The organism is Marinimicrobium sp. LS-A18 (assembly GCF_000463525.1).
In the GTDB taxonomy this organism is placed as follows: domain Bacteria; phylum Pseudomonadota; class Gammaproteobacteria; order Pseudomonadales; family Cellvibrionaceae; genus Marinimicrobium; species Marinimicrobium koreense.
In genome coordinates, this window is the sequence record NZ_AWEP01000005.1 from 739,197 (window position 1) to 764,969 (window position 25,773).

Below are 25,773 nucleotides of genomic sequence, written 5' to 3' on the forward strand. Positions count from 1 at the left end.
TTTTAATCACTGTTTAATATTACGATATTTGACCCTGCTTTATCGCGAGCTGAAGGCGCCAATATACCATCATAACCCTGCTCTTTAGCCCACTTTCCTAAAGTATGTGTCACGCTATAACTATCGGATATCAGATCTTCCAACTTGACACCTAAAGACTCTCTAACTCCGGAGTCTGTCAAATCTAAAACATTATTCAAAGAGATTTCCGAAGTAGTCGGAACTTTGCCTTCCTCTGCACCGTAATGCTTGACTTCTTGATAAGCAGTTCTCTCGGAAGTTCCTCCATAAACGCCCGGTTGGCCAGGTTCAGTATAACGATGATTAGCATTAACGTTCCCTGGATGAGCATCCCACGTAGTTTCTATTCTCTCTGGATAGTCAAATCGGTAAACCTCACCACTAAAACTTTTACCCGCCGGAGGTTCTATCTTTTCCAAACTCTCCATGCCGCCATCCAGGCGGTGTGGAGCGGACACCTTCGCCACCTTCCCGGCCGGCACCGGAACCATCCCCGCAATCTCAAGCCCTAGCTCCAGATCGCTGGCCGTTTGAGTCCTTCCCGCACTATAGTGGTCGCCCTGAAGCGCGTCCAGCCGGGCGTTGATGATGGCGTCCTCTCGTCGGTCTTTGATGTCACCTAGCGTCGTCGCCGGGTCTGCCACCAGTTTCAGGGTGCTGGCCGAAATGGCCTCCCCGGCCTCCATTGGGTTTTCAATGGCGTACGCCAAACCCGTCAGCACATTGCCTGCCACTTCCCCAACACCGGCGGCTTCGCCCTTGGCGTAGTCCAGATTGTCCTGCAGAGTATTATCGGTGCCCAAGTTCTGCTCGTAGAACCGGCTCTGTAGCGACAGGTCGTTGGTCAACCCTTCGCCGCTGTGGGTGCGACTCTGGTATAGACCGTTGTGGTTGTCGCTATAGTCCGTCAGGTATTGCTGGATGGACTCCGGCGTGTCGTCAAAGACTGGTTCCTCCCCGACGGCGTAGGGAACGTCCGAGTCGTTGTTCGGGCGGTAGCGCTCTCCCTGACCTTGCAGTGCCTCACCGAGGTAGGCCAGGGCGTCGGTGTCACTGTCTCGGCCTGACTGGTCAAAGCGTTCGCTCCAGCTTTGGTCCACGTGACTGAGCAGCTCTTCGGCCATGCGCTTTTCCGCGTCCCGTTCACTGATGCCCAGGGCTTCGGCCATTTGGGGTGCGGTATCCTGGATGGCCAGCATTTCTGGTGCCAGGAGCTGCCGGTTATCCACCCACGCACTGCCCACCTGATCGGCCCGCTGGGTGCCCTGAAATACGGTTTGGCTATTGCCCAGATCGGTGTAGAAGGTGTCACCGGCGGTGGCATCCAACCCGTCTTCGTATAGGCCATCCACCCGGCTGGACAGGTGCTCCCCAAACAGTTGGGCCTGGGTTTCTTGGGTGGCGTCATTGGCGGCGCCGGTCTGTAAGGTGAAGGTTTCCAGTACCTCGTGACCCAGGGTGTTGACCTGCTCTTTTTTGCCATCACCGGCGGTGGCGTTGAGGAAGATGTTGCCGTACTCGGCATGGCCTTCTTCCAGCACGGTGGCGCCACGGGTGTCCTGAAGGGCATTGAACGCCAAGGCGGTGCTGTCAGTGGCGTCGCCGTCGTAGTGGACGATGTCGGTCAGGTCGATGCCGAACTTGTTCTGGGCCAGGTGGCCGAGGTCTCGAACGGCCTGGGCGTAGGCCTCCGGGTCGTCACTTGCCAGCCCTTCGCGGATGTGGGCGAAGTCCGGATTGCGCGCCAGGTCGTTTTTCAGCTGGGTGCCTTTGGCGGTCTGGTCCAGGGTGCTCCACAGATCGGTGATGCCAAGATTCTGCTCGGTGGCCACGGCCGAGACGGTCCGGCCGGTATCGCCCAGAGCGTCGGTGGCGTTTTCTCCGACCTGGCCCCAGGCATCGGGACTGACGGTGCTGGTCAGGTTTTTGCCCCACTGGTTGAGCGTATTGTCCTCACCGGTTTCCTTCAGGCCCTTGAGGCTCTCCACGCTGGTGGTGCTGGCATAGACGTCGGTGGTCTCATCCTGGTCTTTGAGGATTTCCTGGGCGGTGTCGATGTCGCGGTTGAGGTCGCTCAGGTCCTGGTCCGGGTTGTCTCGGACAGTGATGTTGCCCTCGCCGATGGTGGCCCGGGTGATCTGCTGGCGATCTTTATCCCGGCTGGTGAAATCGAGGGTGGCGCTGTCGCCCTCAAAACTCTCCGGGGCGCTGGTCTGGGCGTTGGCGCCCGCGTTGCCGCCGGTGCCAAAACCGACGCTGGCGTAGTCGCTGTTTTCCCGGTCGTGGTCCTCGAAATCGGTATAGCCGAGCGTGCCGGTATCGAGATTGAGGTTGCCGCCATCGGAGCCATCGTCTTTGATGTTGGCGATCAGGGCACCGTCCACCTGGGTGTGGCCGTCCACCTGAATGTTGACGCTCTCCGAGCCGATCAGGCTGGTCTGGTTGCTGACCCAGGCGGTGGAGCCCTCGGTCTCGCCCTGGCCGACGTTGGCGCCGCCACTGACGCCCGCGCCTACGGTAATGCTGCCGCTGTAGTCCTCCCGGCGGCCGTCGGCGCTGCCGGTGTCCTGCACGGAGGCGACGGTGAGGTCGCCGCCGACGCTGACGTTCAGGTGCTTGGCCTCGGCGTTGGCTCCATTGATGGTGGTGTCGTTGCCGCTGGTAAGGTTGATGGCGTTACCGGCGGTAAGCTGACTGTTGGTGTGCTGGGTGGCCTCGCGGTTCAGGCGGTCGCGGCCGCCGGCGGCCTGGGCGGTCGAGGTCTCAAGCGTAAGGGAGAAGAGAACAGTAGCCCAAAAGGAAAGACGTTTAATGCCGCTGCGACCCATTCTCTTTCGTCCCTGAGAATCGTTCGATCAGCGCCAGAGTATCGCGACATTCCGGGTGATTCAGTAACGTCTGATAGTAGACTTTCACCTGATCGGCATAAAAGCACCAGTATCCGTGCTGGATAAGAACAGCGGCCGACGAGTGACCGTGGCGCTGAAGCGCTTCCAGCTCTGCCTCAAGCTGCTGCCTGACCTGGTTGACCGTCTCCAACATTGCCGCCGGAGGATGGCCGTTCTCCTCCGCCCAAACAGCCAATGGCCCGATAGGAAAATTGGGCACCATCTCAAAGCGGCAGATCTGGCATTTTACGGCTTGAACCAATGACATACTCACTCCCTGTGATCGACCCTAGCGGCGGAACTGACGGGTTGGCTGCCGTAAAAACGCCAAGCGGGTTTTATTGTTTGGGTTATCGCAGACGGCTTGGTAGTAACGGTGGATTTGGCGACAGTGACCGAGCAGATCAATCAGGGACCCGTCTTTTGTGGGGTCTACCTGCCGAGCTGGCGTGCTGAGCTCACCAAGGGTAGGGCGGACCGACCAAGCCCCCTCCAGCTCCCGACTTAGGTCTCGCTCGACTTCTTCAAGCTTCGCCAAAATCAACTTGTCGCACTGGTGTTCGGCCCAGTCGGCAAACCGCGGGAGTACGTCGCCTTCGAGGGAGAGGCGGGTCAGCTCCAGGCAGGATCTCACAGAGTCCTTGTTTAGCATGGCATCCTCTAATTGGCAGGAAATCCGATTCATCGGCCAATGATTCTAATGATTACAAAGTAATCTTTGCAAGTCAACAGAAAAGATTTCATTGTATTCGCCGAAATCATCCTGTCTGGTTCTATATTTTGGTCTGTTTTACCGCATGAAAAAGAAAGATGCCGTTATCACCGTCCGTGTCGAGGCTGAGGTCAGCCAGGTTATTCAACGTCTGGCGGAGGAGGATGACCGAACCGTGGCCTGGATGACTCGCAAGCTTATTCTGGAAGCTCTTGAGAAGCGTGGATTATTGGACGTCAAATCTATGTGAAGAAAACCAAAATAAACTTCAAAGCCCCACCTGAATCAATTCATTTGGTAGTGAACGGTAATTTCGTTACTTACCAATATTTCTACACCTAGAATTTCCCCCTCGACTTTTTTTTCATCTCTAAGGTTCAGGGCTTTTCTAAAAGCGTCAGGATTCTTTCTATCATGAATTGAAAAAGCCACAGTTTTATCAATCAAAGTCTGTATGCACTGATTTCTTAATAAATCATTTTTGAAATTAAAATAATTTACAACAATCTCATGATCCCCCCAAACCCCACCAACTTTCCTCGATTCAGACCTATACGTGGAATAATTTTCAATCAATTTTTTTGAATCACCAAGCAAAACAATGGAGTTTACTCCTATACTTGAAACATATACTTTTGGAAAATCTTTAGGAATACTAGTCATTCTTCTATAACCTCAATGACCCATTGATTGATGATGTTAGAATTATTCACGCGATCTTGTGCGGGGTTTACGACTATTTCCGGAGCGCCGCTTGGCAAGTGATTGCCTGGCCCCCTAAATAGATCATTTCCGACTAAGGGGCTTGCGGGGCTCACTTCATCGCTAAGACCGATCTGTCTAATCACCGATCCCGAATCCAACTGCTCCGTTAAACCAAGCCCTTCCTGCAAACTATCTAGCTGATCTCTATGCACTCGAATCACACCACCTTTTTGAGGAAAAGAGCCGAGTATTTCTTCAAATGCCTGCGCATCTGTCAAAAAAGTAAAGCCTCCTTCAGGGCCATTTACAGGATTTGGATTCCCAAGAGTTCCAGTTGGAAAATCTAGCTCCGACTGCGCGTCAGTTATGTTGTACCCTTTTCCATCCTGAAGAAGCGCTTCCTATCGTTAAGGAACGGTAAAACCCACACACCTGGTCCGCATAGAAGCACCAGTATTCGTTCTGGATCAGGACGGCCGGGGAGACAGTGTCACTACGCTCAAGAGCCTCCAATTCAGCGCCGAGTTCCTGCTTGACCTGACGAACAGCCTCCAGCATTGCCGCAGGGTTATGACCGTTCTCCTCAGCCCAGGTGGCCAGTTCCCCTATGGGATAGTTGGGAACCATTTCAAAGCGGCAGATACGGCGTTTTACGGCGTGAACCAATGACATAACCACTCCCTGTGATGGAGCCTACCGGCGAAACCGACGAGCCGGTTGGCGCAAGAACGCCAAGCGTTCCCTGTTACTCGGGTTATCGCACACGGCCTGATAGTAGCGGCGAACCTGACGGCAATGGCCCAATAAATCAATCAGGGAGCCGTCAACCGCCGGACTTACCTGCCGAACTGGCTCCCGGCGAAGGCCAGAATCGGCGCGAGCTGCCCACGAAGCCTCCAACTCCTGGCGCAGCTCCTGCTCAACCTCGTCCAAATTCGTCAAAATCAGCCTATCGCTCTAATGACAAAAAGATTTTGCAATTTCATTTTTTAAAATTTTTGACCTGAATCGTTCCATCGGAAATATCAACCGAATAGTCTACGCCGTTCCAGTTTCCAGCAATCAACTCCCCATCCCTACCCAATGATATTGATGTAAACGGCTTATCTTTCTCTGTTCCATGCGGACTTTCCTCAATTTGCCATAGGATTTTTCCACGATCTAGAGCAAATACGTTTCGGTTATAAGTATCACCTACATCCGGCTCTACTCGAACAATCAGCAAGCCTTGTACCTCAAGACATTGTGCCGCGGAACGTGATAGATCTATCACTTTTCCTCCCACGAGCGATAAAATCCCACGCAGACCACTATCTAATTCGCTCACTGCTCAATTCTCACCGTATTTTTGAATGCTGATTCAGGCAACTTCTGAAGAATCTCATACTGGACAGTATTGCCCACTCCTTCAAAGACAGGATTTACCCTTTCCAACTTTACTCTCGTGCAGAGATAGATATCATAATAGGAACTCCAGTTTCAGCTAGAGAACTGATGGATAGCCGCGCTTAAGCTCTACCTAGTTAGTTTCTTTACCTACCTAATTGATGAACACTTTTCAATGATTTTTTTCATCAAACCATCATCATTCAAACCTATGCGTATAGCGCAGCCGAGTCCATCCTGATATATAGCTGTTGCCTCACCAAATGGAAAGCTTATATCTGCCATACCGGAGTATGGATACTGCTGGATTCCGGTGACTTCCGCACCCAATTTTTTATGGATCAGATCAAGAAATTTATCAAATCCATCTTCAGAATCATACTCACGGAACACAATAAAGGTTCCGTTTGGCTTATTCATCTGGAGGATTTTATCACCGACTTTAATCATTTCTTGGCCCATCTCCTATGAAATTGAACTGGGTATTGACTGACTCTCTGGACTTCTGGGAGGAGTTAATAATGCTATTCCAAAGATCATCACCCAAATATTTCATTGATTTGATCGTAACTAGCTCATCCCAAGTCAAGTTGGGCTCATTCATTCGCAAATAATCAGCTGTTTCTTGGTCAGCCATAAGATTCCTTGCAATGGATCGTAGCTCATTTCGGATTTCAAAGGCTTGCTTGGCCTGATATTCAAGTGGTTTACTAGTATCCAGCTGGCTCGGTATTTCCATCTCTTTTGAAAGATACCAGGCTCTTGCCTCTCTATTGGTTCACGAGCGTCGTCTGAAACGCACCTAAACTGAGATTTACTAGAACCTTTTTAGAAAGACCTCCCTTCATATAGAGATGGTCTCAGGGCTACATCTTTAGCAAACTTATCTAAATAAGTTTTCCCGTGTTTTCTATAGTCTAAAACCTCTTCGTCATTCAATTTAATCCTCATCTCGTAACCCGCTACGCAACCGCACATAACCCCAACATATTTTTCCCCGTCTTCATTCTCAAATAGACGGTACATATTTTGGCGATCAATATAAATATCATTTTCCAGCATTATTTCAGGCCCGTATTAGAAATTGTCAGCTCTTTAAGTTTTACCGAATCAATCATTACCTCTTGAGGAACCTGGTCAATCACAATTTCCGGGAGTCCTCCACTTGTATAGCCACCCCATTTGAACTGCTCATTTGCACCTCTCTCTAGTCCAGAAGGGAGTCTGGCGTTATGAAGCAGTGGGTTATGTATATCAATCCGAATTATTTCTTCATTCCAGTACTTCTCCGGAATCCCGAGTTTCTGCTTGACAAGCGTCAGGTCACCGTTTGCATCGGATAAAATTTTATCCATTGTGGCTTTAGTAGTAATAAATTGCCCTGACGGATCTCCAATCAATTCTTGGCCAGAAAAAAGATCTATCATATGCACTTTTTGGAACCAGAAAAGAGCCTCCATCCCTAAACTCATCGAGATGCAAACGCACTCCCGCTCTATTATCTGAGAGCCATGGACTTGTAGAGGAATCGCCCAAGCCCTGAAGCTTAAGGGAGTCAGCGCTATCTGACATCTTTCCAAGCTTCCCCACCTTCCCAGCCGGCACCGGCACCATCCCCGCAATCTCCAGCCCCAATTCCAGATCGCTGGCCGTTTGTGTCCTTCCCGCACTATAGTGGTCGCCCTGAAGCGCGTCCAGCCGGGCGTTGATGATGGCGTCCTCTCGTCGGTCTTTGATGTCACCTAGCGTCGTCGCCGGGTCTGCCACCAGTTTCAGGGTGCTGGCCGAAATGGCCTCCCCGGCCTCCATTGGGTTTTCAATGGCGTACGCCAAACCCGTCAGCACATTGCCTGCCACTTCCCCAACACCGGCGGCTTCGCCCTTGGCGTAGTCCAGATTGTCCTGCAGAGTTTTATCGGTGCCCAAGTTCTGCTCGTAGAACCGGCTCTGCAGCGACAGGTCGTTGGTCAGCCCTTCGGCGCTTAATTACGTCCTCTGACTCGGAAAATAATCCCACATAGATTTAGAGTGCTCAACCAACCTATCTTTATAAAAAAGATTACATAATTCCACTCCTTTTTCAGGGAAGAAATCTTCTAAAACCCTGCTTAGAACGTACCCTACATCTTGATATCCTTCCACTTTATTCGGATGATTCTTTCTCATAGATCTCATCAAAAAATCGAATATTTTTCTTCTGGCAGAGGAACTTGTCTCAATATTTGATAAAAGGACACCCAGTTCCCCTTGTGAATCTTTGAAATCCGAAATCACAAATTCAACAGTTTTCATTGCATCCAAAATTTTTCAGGATCTCCCCACGGCTGACTCATTCTTCACCTCCAGTTGAGTCGTTATTAGATTTACTATCTTTCCCCGAGGTCGTGGTTTTGTTTTCAAACCTACCAATACCCACAGGTACCAAGGTGGTTTTACCACTAGGTATCACCACTTGCTCTCCTCCTCCGGAACCGTATTGAGGATTTGCTCTGATCTCACCAAGAGCCGCCGGTGTAGGGCAACAACTTCGAAAGTTTCGTATTGCTGCCTAATAGTGGGTTGATATAGCTCATTATGAGGAACCTGAAGAGATTCGTGAATATGGCCGGGACTATCACCATAATTCGTTAATGTATCATCAGTGAAAAAGAATGGGCTGTCGCCACCCGGTGTCAACTGATGCACTTTTGCCCCTGGAAGAAGCGTAAAGCTATTATATTCGTCAACTCCCGGAAAGGCTCCTTGTCCTTGCTGAGCTCTGGCAAATTCAGATGGATCAGTTCCATTTTTGGAGATTCCCCTAGATAAAGTACTTCGCGCACTCCCCGGCAACCCACCAAACAAAGTCCCCACAAGATCCGGCGATATATGCACCGTAGTCGCCAGGAAAGGAGAACCGGTGGTGTCCAGTGTCGCATTACCCGCATTTTGCATCTGCTCGTCGATGGGCGCAAACACCTGACCGATAGTATCGAAGGTGTGCCGTGTACCATCAAGCTTGGGCGTGTAGCCATAGTTGGCCATAAAGGCATCGATTGTTTGAGCACCTGCCTCCCGACCTTTGAAGGGGGTGACGGCCAATCCACCCACGCCGGCCACACTCATGGTGTAGGCATTCCACCCCAGGATGCCGGCGGTTTCCGCTGCTACCAGCGGGAACTCCGCCGCTTGCCGGCCGGAGGTGGTCACGCTGTCCACCCAGGCGTCGTGATCGGCGATCAACGGTTCGCGCCATTCAGGATACGCCGCCAGGTGTTCGCGTTCGGAGGCAGACCCCAGTTCGGGGGCCGTCAGTTCATCAAAGCGCTGGTTACTTGCCCCCAGAGCGGTGTAATACTGATCGTCCGTGTTGCTCCATACGTCATCCAATGTGCCGTTCAAGGCATTGATATAGGCGTCGGATTCTTCTACCAGCGCCAGTTCCGTCGCCTGCCGTTGTGAGCGCTCTTCCAGCTCGGCGGCGAACTGCTGCTCCAGATCGGCGTCCATATAGACCGGTACGCCATCCACGTCAGCGGCGGCGATGTCGCCGTTCTGGTCGAGGTAGAGCTGGAGGCTGTCGGGGACTTCGCCGTCGTTCTGTTCGGTCAGCTCCCGAACAATCTGGTCGCGCAACTGTTGGTTTTTGGCATCCAGTTCGGGTGGTAGCTCGCCGGTGACCCCCAGGGTTTTCTGGGCCTGTTCCCAACCGGACTTCAGCTCGTCGGCATTACCGAGTTGTGCGGCGTTGTCGGCCAAGGCCTTGTAGCTATCGGTGTCCGCGATGCTGCCAATGTTGCTGGCCCATTGGTTGGGCGTATTGTCCTCACCGGTTTCTGTCAGGCCCTTGAGGCTTCCCACACTGTTGGTGCTGGCGTAAACGTCGGTGGTTTCATCCTGGTCTTTGAGGATTTCCTGGGCGGTGTCGATATCGCGGTTCAGGTCGCTCAGGTCCTGGTCCGGGTTGTCTCGGCCGGTGATGTGGCCTTCACCATAGATATCCAAATGCTTGATCAATACAATAAATGGCTACAACCCTAGCCGACCCAACATTTCATTCTCCCTCTTTAAGTAATCTTCTTTAAACGGAAGCTCAGAATAGCCTTCAGCTTTTAATACACTTAGATTTCTCGAAAGAAACCCTAGGAGCTGTTTCACCTGCATACCCAGGTACATGAGAACCTCTTCACTATTCAGTTCTATATCTTCACTTCCACCACTAACACCGTAAGCACCCTTAAACTCTTCAAGCCTATCTATGTCAGCCGTTAAGCATTCAGGCTCCAACAATTTTCTCAGAACCAGAACTGAGTATTTATTGCCATTCTGATCAATTACCTTTGATGTAATTGAAGGCATGTAATACCTTTCCACAGATATCTCAACAAAGGTATTTCCCAACGAGAAAATGGAACGATGCTTTTCATCACGTAACAGGCTAATTCCAAGTTGGTGAAACTTTTCTGTATACGAACTTAGTATACTTCCATATGGCTCTTTCATTTAACGTAACCTCAGTCTTTAACCATCTTTCCGGAAACTTCGTCATACCGATATCCGCTATCAATAAGATACTCAATTTCTCGTCCAAACCCTGTCAAGGAGCCATCATCCCTATATAGGACATCAGCCTTTGGTTCTGTTGCCAAGATTATTTCGTCACCGCGATTTACAGCAATATCAAGAAAAGGTTTATTAACTTCCTCCCAAAACTGACTAGGTGATTTGAACATTTCATCTGGAACATTAAGAACATTAAACCCACCCGGCTTAGGATCGAAGTTTGTTGTTTTCGGGTACTCCAACTGCGTATTTATTATATTATCCATGTCCTCAACATAGTTCCCGAGAATGGTAGTGGTCTTATCCGGTACAGGTTGAATTACTACACCACTCGTCGTGCTTACCCTCTCTGGTATATTTCCAAAATCACTTTTTAAGCTCTTTGGAACCCTACCCAAGTTCCCCATCTTTCCCGCAGGCACCGGCACCATTCCCGCGATCTCAAGCCCCAGTTCCAGATCGCTGGCCGTTTGTGTCCTTCCCGCACTATAGTGGTCGCCCTGAAGCGCGTCCAGCCGGGCGTTGATGATGGCGTCCTCTCGTCGGTCTTTGATGTCACCTAGCGTCGTCGCCGGGTCTGCCACCAGTTTCAGGGTGCTGGCCGAAATGGCCTCCCCGGCCTCCATTGGGTTTTCAATGGCGTACGCCAAACCCGTCAGCACATTGCCTGCCACTTCCCCAACACCGGCGGCTTCGCCCTTGGCGTAGTCCAGATTGTCCTGCAGAGTATTATCGGTGCCCAAGTTCTGCTCGTAGAACCGGCTCTGTAGCGACAGGTCGTTGGTCAACCCTTCGCCGCTGTGGGTGCGACTCTGGTATAGACCGTTGTGGTTGTCGCTATAGTCCGTCAGGTATTGCTGGATGGACTCCGGCGTGTCGTCAAAGACTGGTTCCTCCCCGACGGCGTAGGGAACGTCCGAGTCGTTGTTCGGGCGGTAGCGCTCTCCCTGACCTTGCAGTGCCTCACCGAGGTAGGCCAGGGCGTCGGTGTCACTGTCTCGGCCTGACTGGTCAAAGCGTTCGCTCCAGCTTTGGTCCACGTGACTGAGCAGCTCTTCGGCCATGCGCTTTTCCGCGTCCCGTTCACTGATGCCCAGGGCTTCGGCCATTTGGGGTGCGGTATCCTGGATGGCCAGCATTTCTGGTGCCAGGAGCTGCCGGTTATCCACCCACGCACTGCCCACCTGATCGGCCCGCTGGGTGCCCTGAAATACGGTTTGGCTATTGCCCAGATCGGTGTAGAAGGTGTCACCGGCGGTGGCATCCAACCCGTCTTCGTATAGGCCATCCACCCGGCTGGACAGGTGCTCCCCAAACAGTTGGGCCTGGGTTTCTTGGGTGGCGTCATTGGCGGCGCCGGTCTGTAAGGTGAAGGTTTCCAGTACCTCGTGACCCAGGGTGTTGACCTGCTCTTTTTTGCCATCACCGGCGGTGGCGTTGAGGAAGATGTTGCCGTACTCGGCATGGCCTTCTTCCAGCACGGTGGCGCCACGGGTGTCCTGAAGGGCATTGAACGCCAAGGCGGTGCTGTCAGTGGCGTCGCCGTCGTAGTGGACGATGTCGGTCAGGTCGATGCCGAACTTGTTCTGGGCCAGGTGGCCGAGGTCTCGAACGGCCTGGGCGTAGGCCTCCGGGTCGTCACTTGCCAGCCCTTCGCGGATGTGGGCGAAGTCCGGATTGCGCGCCAGGTCGTTTTTCAGCTGGGTGCCTTTGGCGGTCTGGTCCAGGGTGCTCCACAGATCGGTGATGCCAAGATTCTGCTCGGTGGCCACGGCCGAGACGGTCCGGCCGGTATCGCCCAGAGCGTCGGTGGCGTTTTCTCCGACCTGGCCCCAGGCATCGGGACTGACGGTGCTGGTCAGGTTTTTGCCCCACTGGTTGAGCGTATTGTCCTCACCGGTTTCCTTCAGGCCCTTGAGGCTCTCCACGCTGGTGGTGCTGGCATAGACGTCGGTGGTCTCATCCTGGTCTTTGAGGATTTCCTGGGCGGTGTCGATGTCGCGGTTGAGGTCGCTCAGGTCCTGGTCCGGGTTGTCTCGGACAGTGATGTTGCCCTCGCCGATGGTGGCCCGGGTGATCTGCTGGCGATCTTTATCCCGGCTGGTGAAATCGAGGGTGGCGCTGTCGCCCTCAAAACTCTCCGGGGCGCTGGTCTGGGCGTTGGCGCCCGCGTTGCCGCCGGTGCCAAAACCGACGCTGGCGTAGTCGCTGTTTTCCCGGTCGTGGTCCTCGAAATCGGTATAGCCGAGCGTGCCGGTATCGAGATTGAGGTTGCCGCCATCGGAGCCATCGTCTTTGATGTTGGCGATCAGGGCACCGTCCACCTGGGTGTGGCCGTCCACCTGAATGTTGACGCTCTCCGAGCCGATCAGGCTGGTCTGGTTGCTGACCCAGGCGGTGGAGCCCTCGGTCTCGCCCTGGCCGACGTTGGCGCCGCCACTGACGCCCGCGCCGACGGTGATGCTGCCGCTGTAGTCTTCCCGGCGACCGTCGGCGCTGCCGGTGTCTTGCACGGAGGCGACGGTGAGGTCGCCACCGACGTTGACGTTCAGGTGCTTGGCCTCGGCGTTGGCACCGGTAATGGTGGTGTCGTTGCCGCTGGTGAGGTTGATGGCGTTACCGGCGGTGAGCTGGCTGTTGGTGTGCTGGGTGGCCTCGCGGTTCAGGCGGTCGCGGCCGCCGGCGGCCTGGGCGGTAAAGCCAGCGCCATTGCTACCGAAGTTGACACCGACACCGCCGCTTTCATGGTCGGAGTCGCTGGCGGTGTTTTGGGTGTGGGTGCCGGCCAGCAGGTCGATGTTGTTGCCGGCGGTCACATCGATGTTCTCGCCGGCGCTGAAGTCGCTGCCCCGGACGAGGACGTCGTTATCGGCGGTCAGGGCGATGGAGCCACCGGCGGTGAGCTGGTTGCCGACTTGCCCGGTGGTCTGGGTGGACTGCTCGCTGTCGGCCTTGGCGTAGCCAGCGGTGAGGCTGGCGTTGGTGGTACTGGCCTGGAGGGTGGCGCCGGTCTGCTTGAAGTCGGTGCTGTGTTGTTGCTCGCCACTGGTATTGGCCGGCAGCAGGACGACGTCGGTGCCGCTGATCTGAATGTCATTGCCGGCGTCCAGTTCGACGCCGGTCAGTTCGGCGCGATTGCCGGCCGCCACGTCGATGTTGCCACCGGCGCTGATGCGGCTGGCACGGGCGCCCTGGGTGTGCTGTTCGCTGGCGGTCTCGGTGGTGGTTTTACCCAGGTGGGCGCTGGCACTGGGTTGGGCATTGTTCAGGGCGTCGGCGGCGCGCAGTACGCCGCTGACCTTGCTGACGGTGTTGTCGCCCTGGCCCAGGTTTTCCAGGGCATCTTTGGCCTGGCCCAGGTTGTGGTTGAGAGTGAGGCCCAGGCCATCGCGCGTGGTGCGCTGGCCCTGTTCGGTGCTGGTGTCGGTTTGCCCGGCGCGGATAAGGACGTTGTTGTCGGCCGTTAACCGGGCATCGTTCCCGGCGGCGACGTCGCTGCCTTCGATGATCAGATCGTTGGCGGCGTGGGCGGTGACATTGTTGCCCGCCACCAGGGTGCTACCCTGGCCGCGCACCTGAGTGACCTCCGAGCTGGTGCGTTCGCGCTGGTTGCCGACAAAGGCGTTCACGCTATTGTCGTCGGCCTCCAGGCTGGCGGTGGGGGAGCGCTTCTGGGTGGCCTGGTAGTCGCGGCGGGATTCCATGCCTTCGCGGAGGGTGAGGCTGCCGGAGTCGTCCAGCACACCGGCCTGAGCCTGCAAGTCGTTGCCGGCGGCCACCTGGCTGCCGACGATGTCGGTGTTGCGGCCAGAGACCAGGGTGGCGTCATTGGCGGCGGCCAGTTCGCTGCCGGCATAGCCGGTTTCGCTCTGGACGCTCCAGTCGCGGCGGCTTTTGAGGCCGCTCCAGTCCTGCTTTCGGCTCTGACTGGCGGTGTGGCGGGTTTCTTCGGCGCCTTCAATGGTGATATCGCGCTGGGCGCCCACCACCAGATCGCCCCCGGCCACCAACTGGCCCGATTCGATCTGAACGTCGCGGCTCTGCTTGAGGGCAATTTGGCCTTCGTCGGTGAGGCGACTGTTGACGGTGATGTTGCCACCGGCCTGAACGCGGGTGCCCACCACGTCGGTGGTTTCGCTGTACTCGGAGCGGCTTTTGCGGCGCCCCAGGGAGCCTTCGTAGGAGGACTCCAGTTCCTCGGTGCGGGTGTTAGTGACCGAGAGCAGGCGGGTGTCCCGCTCGGCGTGCAGGTCGATATTCTCGCCCGCCTCCAGGCTGGCAGCACGGGAGGTGAGGTCGCGGCCGGCCGACAGCGCCAAATCGCCTCCTGCGCTCAGGTTCGTGACTTCATGGCCGGTTTCGGTGGTGCGGGTAATGTGGCTGCGTTTGCTGCTGACCCGCCCATCCATATCCGCGCTACGGGTTTCCAGGGCGTCGAGGGTAATGTCGCGCTCGGCCCGCAGGCGGGCGTCGCCGCCGGCGGTCAGGTCGCTGGCGGTGAGCTCGATGTCCCGACCGGCGCTCATGTGCAGGTTGCCGCCGGCGCGGATGTCGGCCCGCCCGGCCATGCTGACAATGTCACCGGCCCGACCCGTGCGGCGCTCGGTGGCCGAGCGGCTGATGATATCGCCCTCTTCGGCAATCAGGGTCAGGTCGCTACCGGCCTGGATGCGACCGCCTTCGCCGTCGGTCTGGACCACGGAGACGATGTGGCTCTTGGCGCGAGCGACCAGGTCGCCCCGGGCTTCCAGGCTGGACCGGTTTTCTATCTGACCTTCCAGTGCCCGCAGGGTGAGGTCGTTGGCGCTGATGCGCCCGCTAAGCGCCTGAATATTGCCGGTGCGGGCAATCAGGTTCATGTCGCCACCCCGGCTTTCGATCACCGCCTCGCGCAGGTCATCCACCCGTTCGTGGGTGATGCGGCCGGCGTCGATGGTGATGTCGCTGCCACCCGTGATGCGCCCGACGTTGCTGAAATCCCGCTCGGTGCGCAGCGCGACCTGGCCGTCCGCGGCGATGGTGCCATCGTTGTTGAAGCCACCATCGGCGTTGATCTGCACCTGGGCGCCGGCGATGACCGCACCCCCGCCATTGAATTCGGTACCGTTTGCCGTAGTAGCGTAGTACACCGGCACCAGTACCTGTTGGCCGTCGACTTCCTGCTCTTCCAGCCAGACGATGTCCTGGGTGAGGCGGGAGGCCTGCTCGGCGGTGAGGGCCACACCAGGACGGAGTTCCAGGTCCTCACTGGCGGCAAGGGCGTTGTCCATCAGGTATTGGAACTGCGCTTCGTCGGACTCGAAGGCCACGCCGTCGGTGTTGGTGAGGAAACGGCGCCCCCGCGTACTCCAGATGGCCTCACGTACCAGGTCGGTTTCGTAGAAGCCATCGCCCAGGCGCTTGCTCAGGTCGGCCGGGTCAACGCCCAACCGCTCCAGCAGGTAGTCGGAGGAGAGAAACTCAAGGTAGTCGGTCAACAGCGGGTTGGTTTCTACCAGATAGTTGGCCGAGGGCTCCGGGCTGATCACGAACAGGCTGCCATCCTGCGGGAGGCTGATGTTATCCGCCGGGTTGTAGATCTCGGCCAGCTCGATGTCCTCTCCGCTGGCGACCGGCGCGGGCGGCGGCTCGGGAGGCTGGACGGGCTGAGGATTATTGTCCTCGGTCGCGTCCGGAACGGAATCCCGCTGGCCGCCTTCAGCCAACTCCGGCGTTTGAGTTTCGGGGGCATCGGGACGGTTCGCGTCCGAACCGGCGCCCGTGTCGGTCAGTGAGCTCGAGTCACGGTTGGATGATTCGACCTGTACGCCATCCCGTTGACTGCCTTCTACCTCCAGGGACTCGCCGTTGCTGGCGATCTGTTCACCAGAGCGCCCCTGGCCCTCGAAGCTGTCCTGGGCACTGCCGCTGGTGACCGTTTGTGCTTGGGTGCTGTTTACTTCATCAGCTGTGACGTCAGCCCCTTGGTGGGTCGCTTGGGTAACGTCCCCACGACCACTTTCAATGGCTTCGGCGGACGCGCCGCTGGTGGCGGCGGTGGCATTGTAGTTGTCGGATTCGACCGAGGCGTCCAGGTTGGCTGCTGACTGCTGCTCAACGGCGGCCCCCGAGCGTGCCTGCACCGAACCGGGTGAGGCCGTGTCCGCTTCCTCGTTCAGTATGTTGGATTCGTGGTCGTATCCTTCACGAATTGTGACGTTGTCGACCTGGCCAGTGAAATCACCCAGGATGACGCCGCCGGCGAGGATTTCGGAGGCGTAGCTGTCGTAGAGTTCGTAAAAGTAATTTACGGTGTGGGCGTCTTCGTTATCCCCCTCGCCCACGGGGAAGGAGACTTCCTTGAATTCATTGTAGATTTCATAGGCCTCATTGGCCAAGTTATTACCATTAAATACAATGTTGCCACCCGACATCATTTGACTGGCGGAGTTGGTAATGTTACTCGCCGAAATGTTGAGATCTCCCCCCGCACTCAACAGAGCCGGTTCGGAAAAATCCACCGACTCTACCGTTGTCGAGTAACGGTGGAAACTGTAGTAACTGCCTCCCCCGCCATAGGTTTCGCTGAAATGGCTTTCTTTGTAGGTAACGTTCGTTCTAGCCCGCTTGTTGATGAGTTGATTCGCTTCTATTCGGACATCGCCGTTGCGGCTTTCCAGACGGCCTGACAAATTCTGAACGGTGGATGCTTTCAATTCCATGTCGCCGATGGCATACAGATCGGCATTGTTATGGTTACTGAACGTAACACCACGCTCGCCCGCGAGGGTTCCATTGAGCAGAAGTGTGTCGCCGGAAAACATCAGTTTATAGTTATCAACAGTGGTAAACGTCCCCTCGAGGTGTTGACCGGCCACGACCGTCTCATGATTTCGGAGGGTTCCTCCCGATAGGTCCACCACCTTACGGGAACCAATAACGCCGTAGTTGGCGACATTACCGAATTCGATTTCCAAGCGCTCGTCACCGGTTAAGGTACCGCTGGTGCCATTCTCGAACAGTCCGCCGCCCGTGACATTCCGAATCGACAGGGTATCAGCGGCTTCGACGGTGCCCCGGTTGCTGAAAAAACCATCAATATTCAGGTACAGGCTGCCTTCGGCGGACACCTTGCTGCCGGCTTGGATATTGAGATTATCCGCGGTGTTAATGGTGAGGTCACGCTTGGCTTTCAGCTCACCGTCACCAAATGAAAAGCTGTCCAGCGAGAGCGTGAGGTCCATTAAAGATTCGAGGCTCCCTCCCGTATTGCTTAGACCATTCAAGTCCAGGGTTGCGGGGCCCTTGCTGTGGAGCACGCCATTGTCGTTATCCAGTTCGACTCCGGACATTATCAGACTGTCGGTTCCCGTTGCGATCATTGTGCCAAAGCGGTTTTCAACCTTGGCATTGGCATCCGATCCGGTCAGTTCAATATGGCTTGCGCTGATCAATGACGGCGGCATCGTGTCCGTGCCGTTGTTCAGGAGCGCATCAAGGCCGGTAAACAACACACGGCCGTTGGAACTCAGAAGGGCCCCCTGGGGATTTCCTTCCGCATCACTACGGCCGACCAGGGTGCTGTTATCCACCCGTGGTGCGGTGATCATCAGGTTGCCTGTGCCGCTGTGGGCCAGTTCACCATCAACATTCAGTAATGAGTCACCCACCTGAAGAAACTGCTCACTCGCTCCGCCATTCAAGTACAGCGAACCCGAGGTGTTATCCAGGGTGGTTGTGGCGGTCAGTCGATTCTCGCCATTGCCATAAGCACTGATGGCCCCCTCCTGGTTGTCGATAGAATTGGCGCTGAGCTGGAGGGTCTGGTTGCTGCTGATGACACTGCCCTGATTGTTGAGCGCGCCAATGGTGGACAGACTCAGGTTGCCTCCCGACGCCATGGTCGCCTTGGCACCGTCTGTTGCCTGTGTGCTGAGTATTTCAGCGGCGGATAGCGTCAGGCTACCGACACTTTGAATGGCACCACCGCGATTGAGCAGCTGCCCATCGCTGGTGACCGACAAGTCGTGAGCGTCGCCCTGCAGAATATCGCCCTTCGAATTATCCAGACTTTGAGCCTGGAGCGATGCCGACCCACCGGCGCTTTGAATCAACCCCGCCTGATTGGTCAATGCGCCGCCTGCGACCAAGGTGAGCGCCTCGCTTTCACCGGCGAGCCCGAGCGCCGTAATTTTGCCACCCTCATCATTATCGAGATGTTCTGTGGTGCTCAGGCTCACCTGACCGGCCTGTACCGTACCGCTCTGGTTTTCCAGTGCATTGGCTTGCAAGCCAATGCGCTCGGCGGCAAACAATACACCCGCTCGGTTACTGAATGCGTCCTGGACCTCGACGTCCATGGATCCGGCGCTGCCAAGTTCGCCATTGTCATTGTCGACGGCGCCGCTCACGTCGAGGCGCAAGGCACCTTGTCCGGCATGGTTGATGACGCCGCCCGCTTCCGTATTGACACGAGCATTGATCAGGCTGCCCAGGGTCAGCGTCAGGCGTTCGCCATTGGTCAACAACAGACCATCCGTATTGTTCAGCGATTGACGAACGGTCAGTGCGCTGTCCGCCGCGCCCGCGCTGAACAGGGAGCCTTGAGTGTTATCGAACTGTTCCGCTTCCAGAGTGAGGTTTTCGGCGGTATCGATGAGGCCCTGATCGCGGTTATCCAGCGCTCCGGACATAGACAGTGTCATGCCTCCAAGGCTCTGTAGTGTGCCCGCGGCGCTGTTGTCGAGATTGGCCGCGGTGAGACTGAGGGCACCGTTGGAAAGAGTTGCTCCGCCCTGGTTGTTCCAGTCGTTGTCGCTGATCAGTTGGAGCATGCCGTCGCCGGCATGGATCAACCGCCCCCCCTGGTTCATAAATTCAGCGGCGTGGAGCTGGACATTCGATGCATTGGTTTCTATTCTTCCGCCGCGGTTATCAATAACCAGCGGTGTACCCAGGTCCGAACCGAGCGTCAGTTGAGCGCCGGTCTGCGCATAGGCACGAAGCTGACCACCATCACTGTTGGTGATCGATTCCTGAATGTTCAGTGCCAGTTGTTCTGCTTCCAGCAGGGCGTTGTCGGTATTACTCAGGCGATCCGCCGTGAGGGTGATGCGTTCGCCCAGTATTGTGCCGGCGCTGCGACTGATCAGCTCGGGCGCCGTCAGTTGCAGCTCGGAGGCGGACGCCAGCTCGCCGCCGTCATTGTCCAGCTGTTGCGCCACGGTGATTGCCAGCCGGTCTCCGGAGTGGTGCAGGGTTCCCTGATTGACCACGCGGTCGGCAGTCAGATCAAAATGGCCGGCATTACTGAGAATGGTTCCAGCGTTATTGAGGTCGCCGGTAAAGGTCCATGCAACGTCTCCGGCACCGGCACTGAACAATTCACCGTCCTGGTTACTCAGACTGTCACCGGAGAGCATGAGGCGACTGCCAGCGCTGACCAATCCCTGATCATTGGTCAGTGTGCCCTCTGCCACACTCACTGCCATATCGCGTCGCGCAATCACCTCGCCGTTCTGATTGTCCAGTGCACTGGCGTTTGCAGTAATCGAACCGTCGGTAACGATCAGCCCTTCACGGTTGCTCAGGCCGCCCTCGTCGGCAGATAGATCAAGTGTTCCATTGGCCAGGTGCAGGAGACGTCCGCCGTCGTTTACCAGTGCCGCCGATTCAATGGCGGCGCTATCGGCATTGGTCTGCAATGTGCCACTCTGATTATCGATCGTTCCGGCTGCCGTGAGTCTGAGTTCGGCGCTGCCTGTTTCGCTCATCGCCGATATCAATCCGCGGTGCTCGCCCGAAGTGTCGTTGATCAGATCACCGGAGAGCTGTATATCCAGACGTTCGCCCGACAGGGTGCCGCCCGTGTTGTCGAGACGCGCCAGTAAGGCCGCTATCTCTGGTGCGTAAATAAGACCCAGCTGATTGTCCAGCTGTGCCCCGCCATTCAACATCAGGCGTGTGTTGCTGATCAGCTCGCCGGCGCTGTTGTCCAACTGGTCGGACACGTTGAGATGCAGCACGCCTTGACCGGCGTGATGAATCTGGCCGGCCTGCCCTTCGAGCGCCTGATTGATCAGCTCATCGACGTGAACGGTGAACTGTTCGGCATTGCTGACGGCTCGCCCGCCGGAGTTATCAAACCTGGTCGCGTTAAGGGTGCTATCCGCTTCACCCGCGGCGGACAGAACGCCGGCACGGTTGATAACGTCGTTTGCTTCAATGCTGAATGATTCGGCGCTATCGATTTCGCCCCGCTCGTTGTTCAGTTGCCCGCCAATCTGCAGATCAAGGTGGTGCTCCGATACCAGGCTACCCGCTGTGTTATCGAGTCGTCCGGTGGCTAAAGAAAGGGCGCCATCCGAGTCGATCCGGCCGCCCCGGTTATCCACCTCCCGCAGGTCCAGACTCAACGTCCCGGTGCCGGTGTGCAGCAGCAGCCCTTCCTGATTGACCAGCTTGCCACCGACCGTAATGGCCCAGTCGGTGCCGGCGCCGCGTATCACGCTGCCTCTGTTGGTCAGGCTGCCACCCACCTGAATCGACAATGAGTCCGCTTCGCCGCTCAGCGCCGAAATCAGTGCCTGGGTATTGTTTTCGGTGCCGACATGCACCCCGTTATCCAGGCTCCCGGTTAACGCAAGCTCGAGAATGTCCGCTTCCAGAACCCCGCCCGAGTTGATCAGATCCCCAGCACTTATCGCCAGGGTTTGTGAGGCCAATACCCCCAGCGTATTGTCTATTGTCAGATCACTGGGTACGGCGCTCTCCAGACTCAAGGCACCGGCGCTGAGCACCTCTCCCTGTCTGTTATTCAGTTCCTTATCGACTTCCAGGGACAGGGTATTGCCGTTGTGCTGAATCAGGCCCGCCAGGCCGGCCTCATCAGCGCCATTGTCCAGGATTTCGGCTGAGAGGGTGAGTTGGTCCGCGTTGCTCAGGAGCTTCCCGCCCCGATTGTCGAAGAGGGTGTCGACGGTGAGTTCACTGGCTTCCGTTCCCGCACTCAGCAGGGTGCCGGACCGGTTATCGATGGAAGCGGCCTGAACGGTCAAACCGGCGCTGGTATCAATCAGCCCCTGACGGTTATCCAGGTGGCCGGTCTGTTCCGCCCCCGTCAGGTTCAGCGACACTGAGTCCCTGGCGAGTAATTGGCCCGACTGGTTATTGATACGGCCGGACGCGACGCGCAAGGCGGCGTTGGTATTCACCCATCCACTTTGATTGTCCAGCTCCTCCTGAAGATCAAGCTGTAAAGCGCCGGAACCACCGTGCAGAATGCGTCCGGATTCGTTGCGCAACGACCGAGCGGCGATAACCATTTCATCGGCGGAACTCTGCAGGCTGCCACCGGTATTATTCAGCGTTTCTCTTACGCTCAAGGAAAACCCGTTCAAGGCGGTAATGAGACCAGCCACCTCGTCCTGCTTTCCGTTGACCAGGGAGTCGGAGAGCGCCATAAACAGATCTTCCGCTTCGATCAACCCTCCGGTGTTGTCCAGGCCAGTGCCGCTCCAGGTCAGTTGCGGTGCGTAAAACTCCCCTTGGCGGTTAGTCACATCGGCAACGGAAAGATCAATACGAGCGTTACTGAGCACCGATCCTTTGTCATTAATCAACGATCCGGCATCGTCGTCTCTTATGATCAGCGCACTCGCACCGGCGTGACGAATCACGCCCTCGGTGTTGTCCGTTGCCGTTGAAGTGAGGGAAAGCGTGTCGGCATTGCTCTGAATAAGGCCGCGTCGATTATTCAGGCTGGCGCTTGTTATGTGACTGTTTTCCGTCCCGGATGCAGACAGGGTTCCGTCCACGTTATTGAAGTGGCCCGTATTCAGAGTCACCGTCTCGACGGTATCCAGCATTCCGCGTTCATTGGCGAATGTGGCGTCGACGTCCAAATGAGCCTGACTGGCGGCGATCAAGCCATCCGTGTTGTTCAGCGTTGTCGTGCTGACATTTAACGATCCGTTTGATTCAATAGAGCCTTCTTCGTTGTCCAGATCCGTAGCACTGCCCAAGCGCAATTCGCCTTCTCCCAAGTGCAGGATCTTGCCGCCCTGATTTAACAAGGAGGAAGCCTGCAACTGAGCGCTTTCGGCATTGGTCTGAATACGACCGCCCGTATTGTTCAGCACGCCGGTCGAGGCGATGTTCAACGCATCGGGATCAGTCGCCAAGACGCTGATCAGGCCGTTATCGGTATTGACCAGGTCGCTCAGCAGTGCCAGCGCCAACGTATCGGACTCAATGACGCCACCCCGGTTTAACAGGGTGCCACCATCGACTATTAAGCCCGACCCTATCAGTTCCCCCTGGGAGTTATCGATCTCACTGGCGTTTAACCGTGCCTGGGAGCCCGCCGTAATACGGCCACCGGCATTGTCCAGATTATGAGAAGTGATTCGTATGTCCGACTCGCTATACAGCTCCCCGCCCTGATTATTGAGTCGTCCCGAAACAGTCAGCTCCAGAGCATCACTGGCGCCTAGCCAACCGTCCGTGTTATCCCAATCAGAAGTCGTTATGCGTAGGCCCTGACCAGCATCAATCACACCATCACGGTTACTTCCAGACAAGCCCGAAATCACCACCTGGTTGGACGTGATATGCCCCGCGGTGTTGTCCAAAAGGCCGGAGTCAAGATTTACACGGTTCCCTGCCGTCACTTTACCGGCGGCGTTCGAGAGCTCATTGCCAGCCGATACGTCGACCGAGTCGGTCGCCTGAATCAGGCCTTCGTTGTTATTGATATCCGTAGCCTGTGCGAGGATAGCTCCCTGTCCGATCAGTGCCCCCCGGGTGTTATTGATCGACTCGACCACCTGTATCCGGGCGTCACCCTCGCCTCCGTGCCAGATCAGGCCGTCGCGGTTGTCCAGCGCAGTCGCGCTCATTGTAAACTGACCGTTGGCGAATTGAACCTCACCAAACTGGTTGTCAAGCCGGCCATCGACTTCAATGGTCGACGCTGTACCGGACGATCCCAGCGCACGGATTAACGCCGGCGCTTCCGAAACGCCGGTATTGTTCAGGTCTCCGGAGATGCTAAGTGCCAAGCTATCGGCCTCAACCAGACCTTGATGATTGCCGAAATTCCCGGTCACGACTGACAGCGCTTTTGAGAATAGCTCCCCAAACGCGTTGTCCACTTCGGTCGCGGACAGACTCAGTGCCTGATTTGCACTGATTTCGCCCCGTTGATTGCTAAGGCCATTATCAATGACCAGCGTTAACGGTTGTGCACCGGACTGGTTGATCAGGCCGGCATCATTGTTCAGAGAACCCGCTGTAATGTTCAGTTCGCCGTCAAGGCTGTAGATCGATCCGCTGTTGATCAGGCTGTCCTCAACGGCGATTGCGAGCCCACCTTCGCCTTTCGCCGCCAAAGCCCCCTCGATATTGCGAAGTTCTCCGGCCTGCAGCGACAACTCGTTGTCGGACACCAGTGCGCCGTCAGTGTTTTCTACCGACCCCAGCACTGTCATGTTCAAACGATTCTGAGCGTGCAGTTTTCCACCGTTGTTGTTCATATCCTCGGTGACTGTCACGAGAATATCATTGGCATTGAGGCTCGCTTGAGTGTTATCCCATCTCGTCACGTCCACATCAATTCGATCGCTGCCCAGGGCGCCCTGCGTATTATCAAAGTCGACCGCCGTCACACCAAGGAGTTGATCGGCCCACAAGGTTCCCTTTTGGTTGTTGAAGCCATTGATTGAAGACAGACGTAAGGTGTGTTCCGCACCGATGTATCCGGAGTCGTTGTCAATGGTGCCCGCAGACAGATCAATGGACCCGGCACTGGCAAGGTAACCATTCTGATTGAGGAAGCTGTTTTCGATATTGAGCTCAAACAAGCCTTCTCCGAGATGGGAAATTTGACCGTCCCGGTTGTCCAGCTGATTGAGATTCAGGGTCAGACTATGATCTGAGAAGGCGGTCGCCGACCCACGGTTGTCAAGATCGCCGGAAACGTCGAGGCTTTGCCCTTCGCTCCCGCCAATGGTGCCACCACTGTTGCTGAGGCTGCCGCCTACATCCAGCGCAAGCGCCCCCTCGGACTCGATACGACCATCGGCGTTATTCAGCCGATCGGTTACCGTCACGGTCGCTGCCTCTCCGCCATGGACAAGACCAGCCGAGTTATTCAGATCCTGTGTAGTCAGGGTCAGCTCATCGTAGACGCTGGTAATAACACCACCGGCGTTATCGGTTTCGCCCGACACCTGTATTCCAAGCGCTTCGTCAGCGATGATTCTGGCACCGTCCCGGTTGTCCAGATGACTTGCTTCGAGCTCTACCGTACCCTCACTTTGGATCAGGGCCTGATCACCGGTGTTGCCCAGGTCCCCTCCCAACAGTTTCAGGGTGTCGGAGGACACAATAGACCCAGAATTTTCCAGACGGTCTGCCGACATCAATAGCAGCCCGTTTCCTGAAGATTCACCTGTGTCGCTATAGCCGGCGGCGACGGCACCGGAGTTGTTGATACGCTCCGCCCTGAGATCAACCTCTGAGCGACCTAATACTTGATCGCCCGACAGCGTTAACTGCGATCCAGACTGGACATCAATCCGGTCGGCACTCAGATTGCCGGTAGACACGACATCGGCAGGACTGGCAATCCGGAGCCGGTTCTGGCTGAACAGATTATTGACTTCCACCTTGCCCGATTGGTCAATGACCAGATTACCCGCGTCAGTGGCCATATCTCCCGCCAGCCGGACCCCAACGCCATGTTCCGTACCCAAAAGCGTAATTGCGTTGGCGTACATTCCGCCGAGAGCGGAAGAATCCAGGGCAAAATCCGGCTCATCGCCTTCAGCCTGAATGGGGTCGACGCCGCCGGATGCATAATCGATCTGGTTAGCTCCAGTGAGCATACGCAACCGGTCTGCATGAATGTCGGCATTGATTTCCGCAGATCGTGCCAGAATGTCCACGTAGTCGACATTGCTTGCGTTCAGCCCCTCCCCAATGATGGACACATCGCCGCGAGTGACGCGGATTGCACTGAGTGATCCGTCTTTCATCTCCGGCCGGCCGGTCGCGAGTGTTACCTTGGGGGTATTGACGAAACCGCAGCCGTCACAGGTAATACCCCACTGATTAGCCAATACATATTCGGCCTGATCACCGGCGATTTCAGTAAAGCCTTCCAACTGACTGCGGTGGCCTCCGGTCACTTCGTTCAGAATAATATCGGCTGTTCCTTCCCGGAGGTTGCGGTTACCGGCGATATAGCCACCCAGTTGGGTATTCACTTCGCTTCGGCTGTTGTTGAGAATGATGCCTTCTTCCGGCACATCAAACCGACTGAATTTGTTATGCGAAACCCCCGCCTTTGAGGCCGCGGCAATGTTCACAATGTCGACACCGTTCTGAGCACGGTCCAACTCGGCTCTGTGTTCGGCATTGGCATTACTGTCTACAATGACTTCGGCACTGGCCGCGAGAGGTTGTCCCACCATGCAGAGCGAGACCGCCCATACAATGAGACGATTGGCGTAGCTGTTGATTCGTTTCATGACGTTG

The 25,773-nt window shown here is 56.1% G+C and carries 16 protein-coding genes; 1 reads left to right on the top strand and 15 read right to left on the bottom strand.

Going from position 1 to position 25,773, the window contains the following annotated elements; genetic code table 11:
• Positions 1–2 precede the first annotated feature (2 nt).
• Genes N645_RS0111130 through N645_RS0111140 form a run of 3 tightly spaced genes read right to left on the bottom strand, consistent with a single transcriptional unit; the run spans position 3 to position 3,543 of the window.
• Complete coding sequence (locus tag N645_RS0111130) at positions 3–2,849, bottom strand: hemagglutinin repeat-containing protein (RefSeq protein WP_024461590.1); 2,847 nt, start codon at positions 2,847–2,849, stop codon at positions 3–5.
• Positions 2,830–3,177, bottom strand: coding sequence for a hypothetical protein (locus tag N645_RS0111135; RefSeq protein ID WP_024461591.1), 348 nt, complete (start codon positions 3,175–3,177; stop codon positions 2,830–2,832). The genes N645_RS0111130 and N645_RS0111135 overlap by 20 nt, the downstream gene beginning before the upstream one ends.
• 21 nt (positions 3,178–3,198) lie before the next feature.
• On the bottom strand, positions 3,199–3,543 hold the full coding sequence (locus tag N645_RS0111140; RefSeq protein ID WP_238559237.1) for a hypothetical protein: 345 nt from the start codon (positions 3,541–3,543) through the stop codon (positions 3,199–3,201).
• 163 nt (positions 3,544–3,706) lie between these two features.
• On the opposite strand from N645_RS0111140, the gene N645_RS18180 reads away from it, so the two are divergent.
• Positions 3,707–3,871, top strand: a complete 165-nt coding sequence (locus tag N645_RS18180) for a hypothetical protein (RefSeq protein ID WP_193744971.1) — start codon at positions 3,707–3,709, stop codon at positions 3,869–3,871.
• Positions 3,872–3,906: 35 nt separating this feature from the next.
• Here the strand turns inward: N645_RS18180 and N645_RS18015 are convergent, their stop codons facing one another.
• The 12 genes from N645_RS18015 to N645_RS0111190 all read right to left on the bottom strand — a co-directional run bounded on the left by N645_RS18015 (position 3,907) and on the right by N645_RS0111190 (position 25,766).
• The gene (locus N645_RS18015; RefSeq protein ID WP_152521677.1) at positions 3,907–4,284 is read right to left on the bottom strand and encodes a hypothetical protein; all 378 of its coding nucleotides are present in this window, start codon (positions 4,282–4,284) and stop codon (positions 3,907–3,909) included.
• Complete coding sequence (locus tag N645_RS18020; RefSeq protein WP_152521678.1) at positions 4,281–4,604, bottom strand: hypothetical protein; 324 nt, start codon at positions 4,602–4,604, stop codon at positions 4,281–4,283. Before N645_RS18020 ends, N645_RS18015 begins: the two co-directional genes overlap by 4 nt.
• Before the next feature lie 82 nt (positions 4,605–4,686).
• On the bottom strand, positions 4,687–4,998 hold the full coding sequence (locus N645_RS0111150; RefSeq protein WP_024461593.1) for a hypothetical protein: 312 nt from the start codon (positions 4,996–4,998) through the stop codon (positions 4,687–4,689).
• 310 nt (positions 4,999–5,308) lie between these two features.
• On the bottom strand, positions 5,309–5,653 hold the full coding sequence (locus N645_RS17775; RefSeq protein WP_152521679.1) for a hypothetical protein: 345 nt from the start codon (positions 5,651–5,653) through the stop codon (positions 5,309–5,311).
• A 209-nt stretch (positions 5,654–5,862) separates the two neighbouring features.
• Positions 5,863–6,162 (bottom strand): hypothetical protein, encoded by a 300-nt coding sequence (locus N645_RS0111155; RefSeq protein WP_024461594.1) that lies wholly within the window; start codon positions 6,160–6,162, stop codon positions 5,863–5,865.
• Positions 6,155–6,349, bottom strand: coding sequence for a hypothetical protein (locus N645_RS18350; RefSeq protein ID WP_238559238.1), 195 nt, complete (start codon positions 6,347–6,349; stop codon positions 6,155–6,157). The genes N645_RS0111155 and N645_RS18350 overlap by 8 nt, the downstream gene beginning before the upstream one ends.
• 424 nt (positions 6,350–6,773) lie before the next feature.
• Positions 6,774–7,067 (bottom strand): hypothetical protein, encoded by a 294-nt coding sequence (locus N645_RS0111170; protein ID WP_024461597.1) that lies wholly within the window; start codon positions 7,065–7,067, stop codon positions 6,774–6,776.
• A gap of 7 nt (positions 7,068–7,074) precedes the next feature.
• Entirely contained in the window at positions 7,075–7,638 is a 564-nt protein-coding gene (locus N645_RS0111175) for a hypothetical protein (protein WP_024461598.1), read from the bottom strand.
• Between the two features lie 60 nt (positions 7,639–7,698).
• Entirely contained in the window at positions 7,699–8,004 is a 306-nt protein-coding gene (locus N645_RS18025; RefSeq protein ID WP_152521681.1) for a hypothetical protein, read from the bottom strand.
• Between the two features lie 153 nt (positions 8,005–8,157).
• Entirely contained in the window at positions 8,158–9,696 is a 1,539-nt protein-coding gene (locus N645_RS0111180) for a hypothetical protein (RefSeq protein ID WP_024461599.1), read from the bottom strand.
• Between the two features lie 24 nt (positions 9,697–9,720).
• A complete protein-coding gene (locus tag N645_RS0111185) occupies positions 9,721–10,194 on the bottom strand; it encodes a hypothetical protein (protein WP_024461600.1) in 474 nt (157 codons plus the stop codon).
• 11 nt (positions 10,195–10,205) lie between these two features.
• Positions 10,206–25,766, bottom strand: coding sequence for a hemagglutinin repeat-containing protein (locus N645_RS0111190; RefSeq protein WP_024461601.1), 15,561 nt, complete (start codon positions 25,764–25,766; stop codon positions 10,206–10,208).
• Positions 25,767–25,773: the final 7 nt, after the last annotated feature.

Bases quoted from the DNA above. Each gene is read 5' to 3' on its own strand.
- N645_RS0111130 (WP_024461590.1), bottom strand. From the start codon at position 2,849: ATGGGTCGCAGCGGCATTAAACGTCTTTCCTTTTGGGCTACTGTTCTC.
- N645_RS0111135 (WP_024461591.1), bottom strand. From the start codon at position 3,177: ATGTCATTGGTTCAAGCCGTAAAATGCCAGATCTGCCGCTTTGAGATG.
- N645_RS18180 (WP_193744971.1), top strand. From the start codon at position 3,707: ATGAAAAAGAAAGATGCCGTTATCACCGTCCGTGTCGAGGCTGAGGTC.
- N645_RS18015 (WP_152521677.1), bottom strand. From the start codon at position 4,284: ATGACTAGTATTCCTAAAGATTTTCCAAAAGTATATGTTTCAAGTATA.
- N645_RS0111150 (WP_024461593.1), bottom strand. From the start codon at position 4,998: ATGTCATTGGTTCACGCCGTAAAACGCCGTATCTGCCGCTTTGAAATG.
- N645_RS0111155 (WP_024461594.1), bottom strand. From the start codon at position 6,162: ATGATTAAAGTCGGTGATAAAATCCTCCAGATGAATAAGCCAAACGGA.
- N645_RS18350 (WP_238559238.1), bottom strand. From the start codon at position 6,349: ATGGCTGACCAAGAAACAGCTGATTATTTGCGAATGAATGAGCCCAAC.
- N645_RS0111170 (WP_024461597.1), bottom strand. From the start codon at position 7,067: ATGGATAAAATTTTATCCGATGCAAACGGTGACCTGACGCTTGTCAAG.
- N645_RS18025 (WP_152521681.1), bottom strand. From the start codon at position 8,004: ATGAAAACTGTTGAATTTGTGATTTCGGATTTCAAAGATTCACAAGGG.
- N645_RS0111185 (WP_024461600.1), bottom strand. From the start codon at position 10,194: ATGAAAGAGCCATATGGAAGTATACTAAGTTCGTATACAGAAAAGTTT.
- N645_RS0111190 (WP_024461601.1), bottom strand. From the start codon at position 25,766: ATGAAACGAATCAACAGCTACGCCAATCGTCTCATTGTATGGGCGGTC.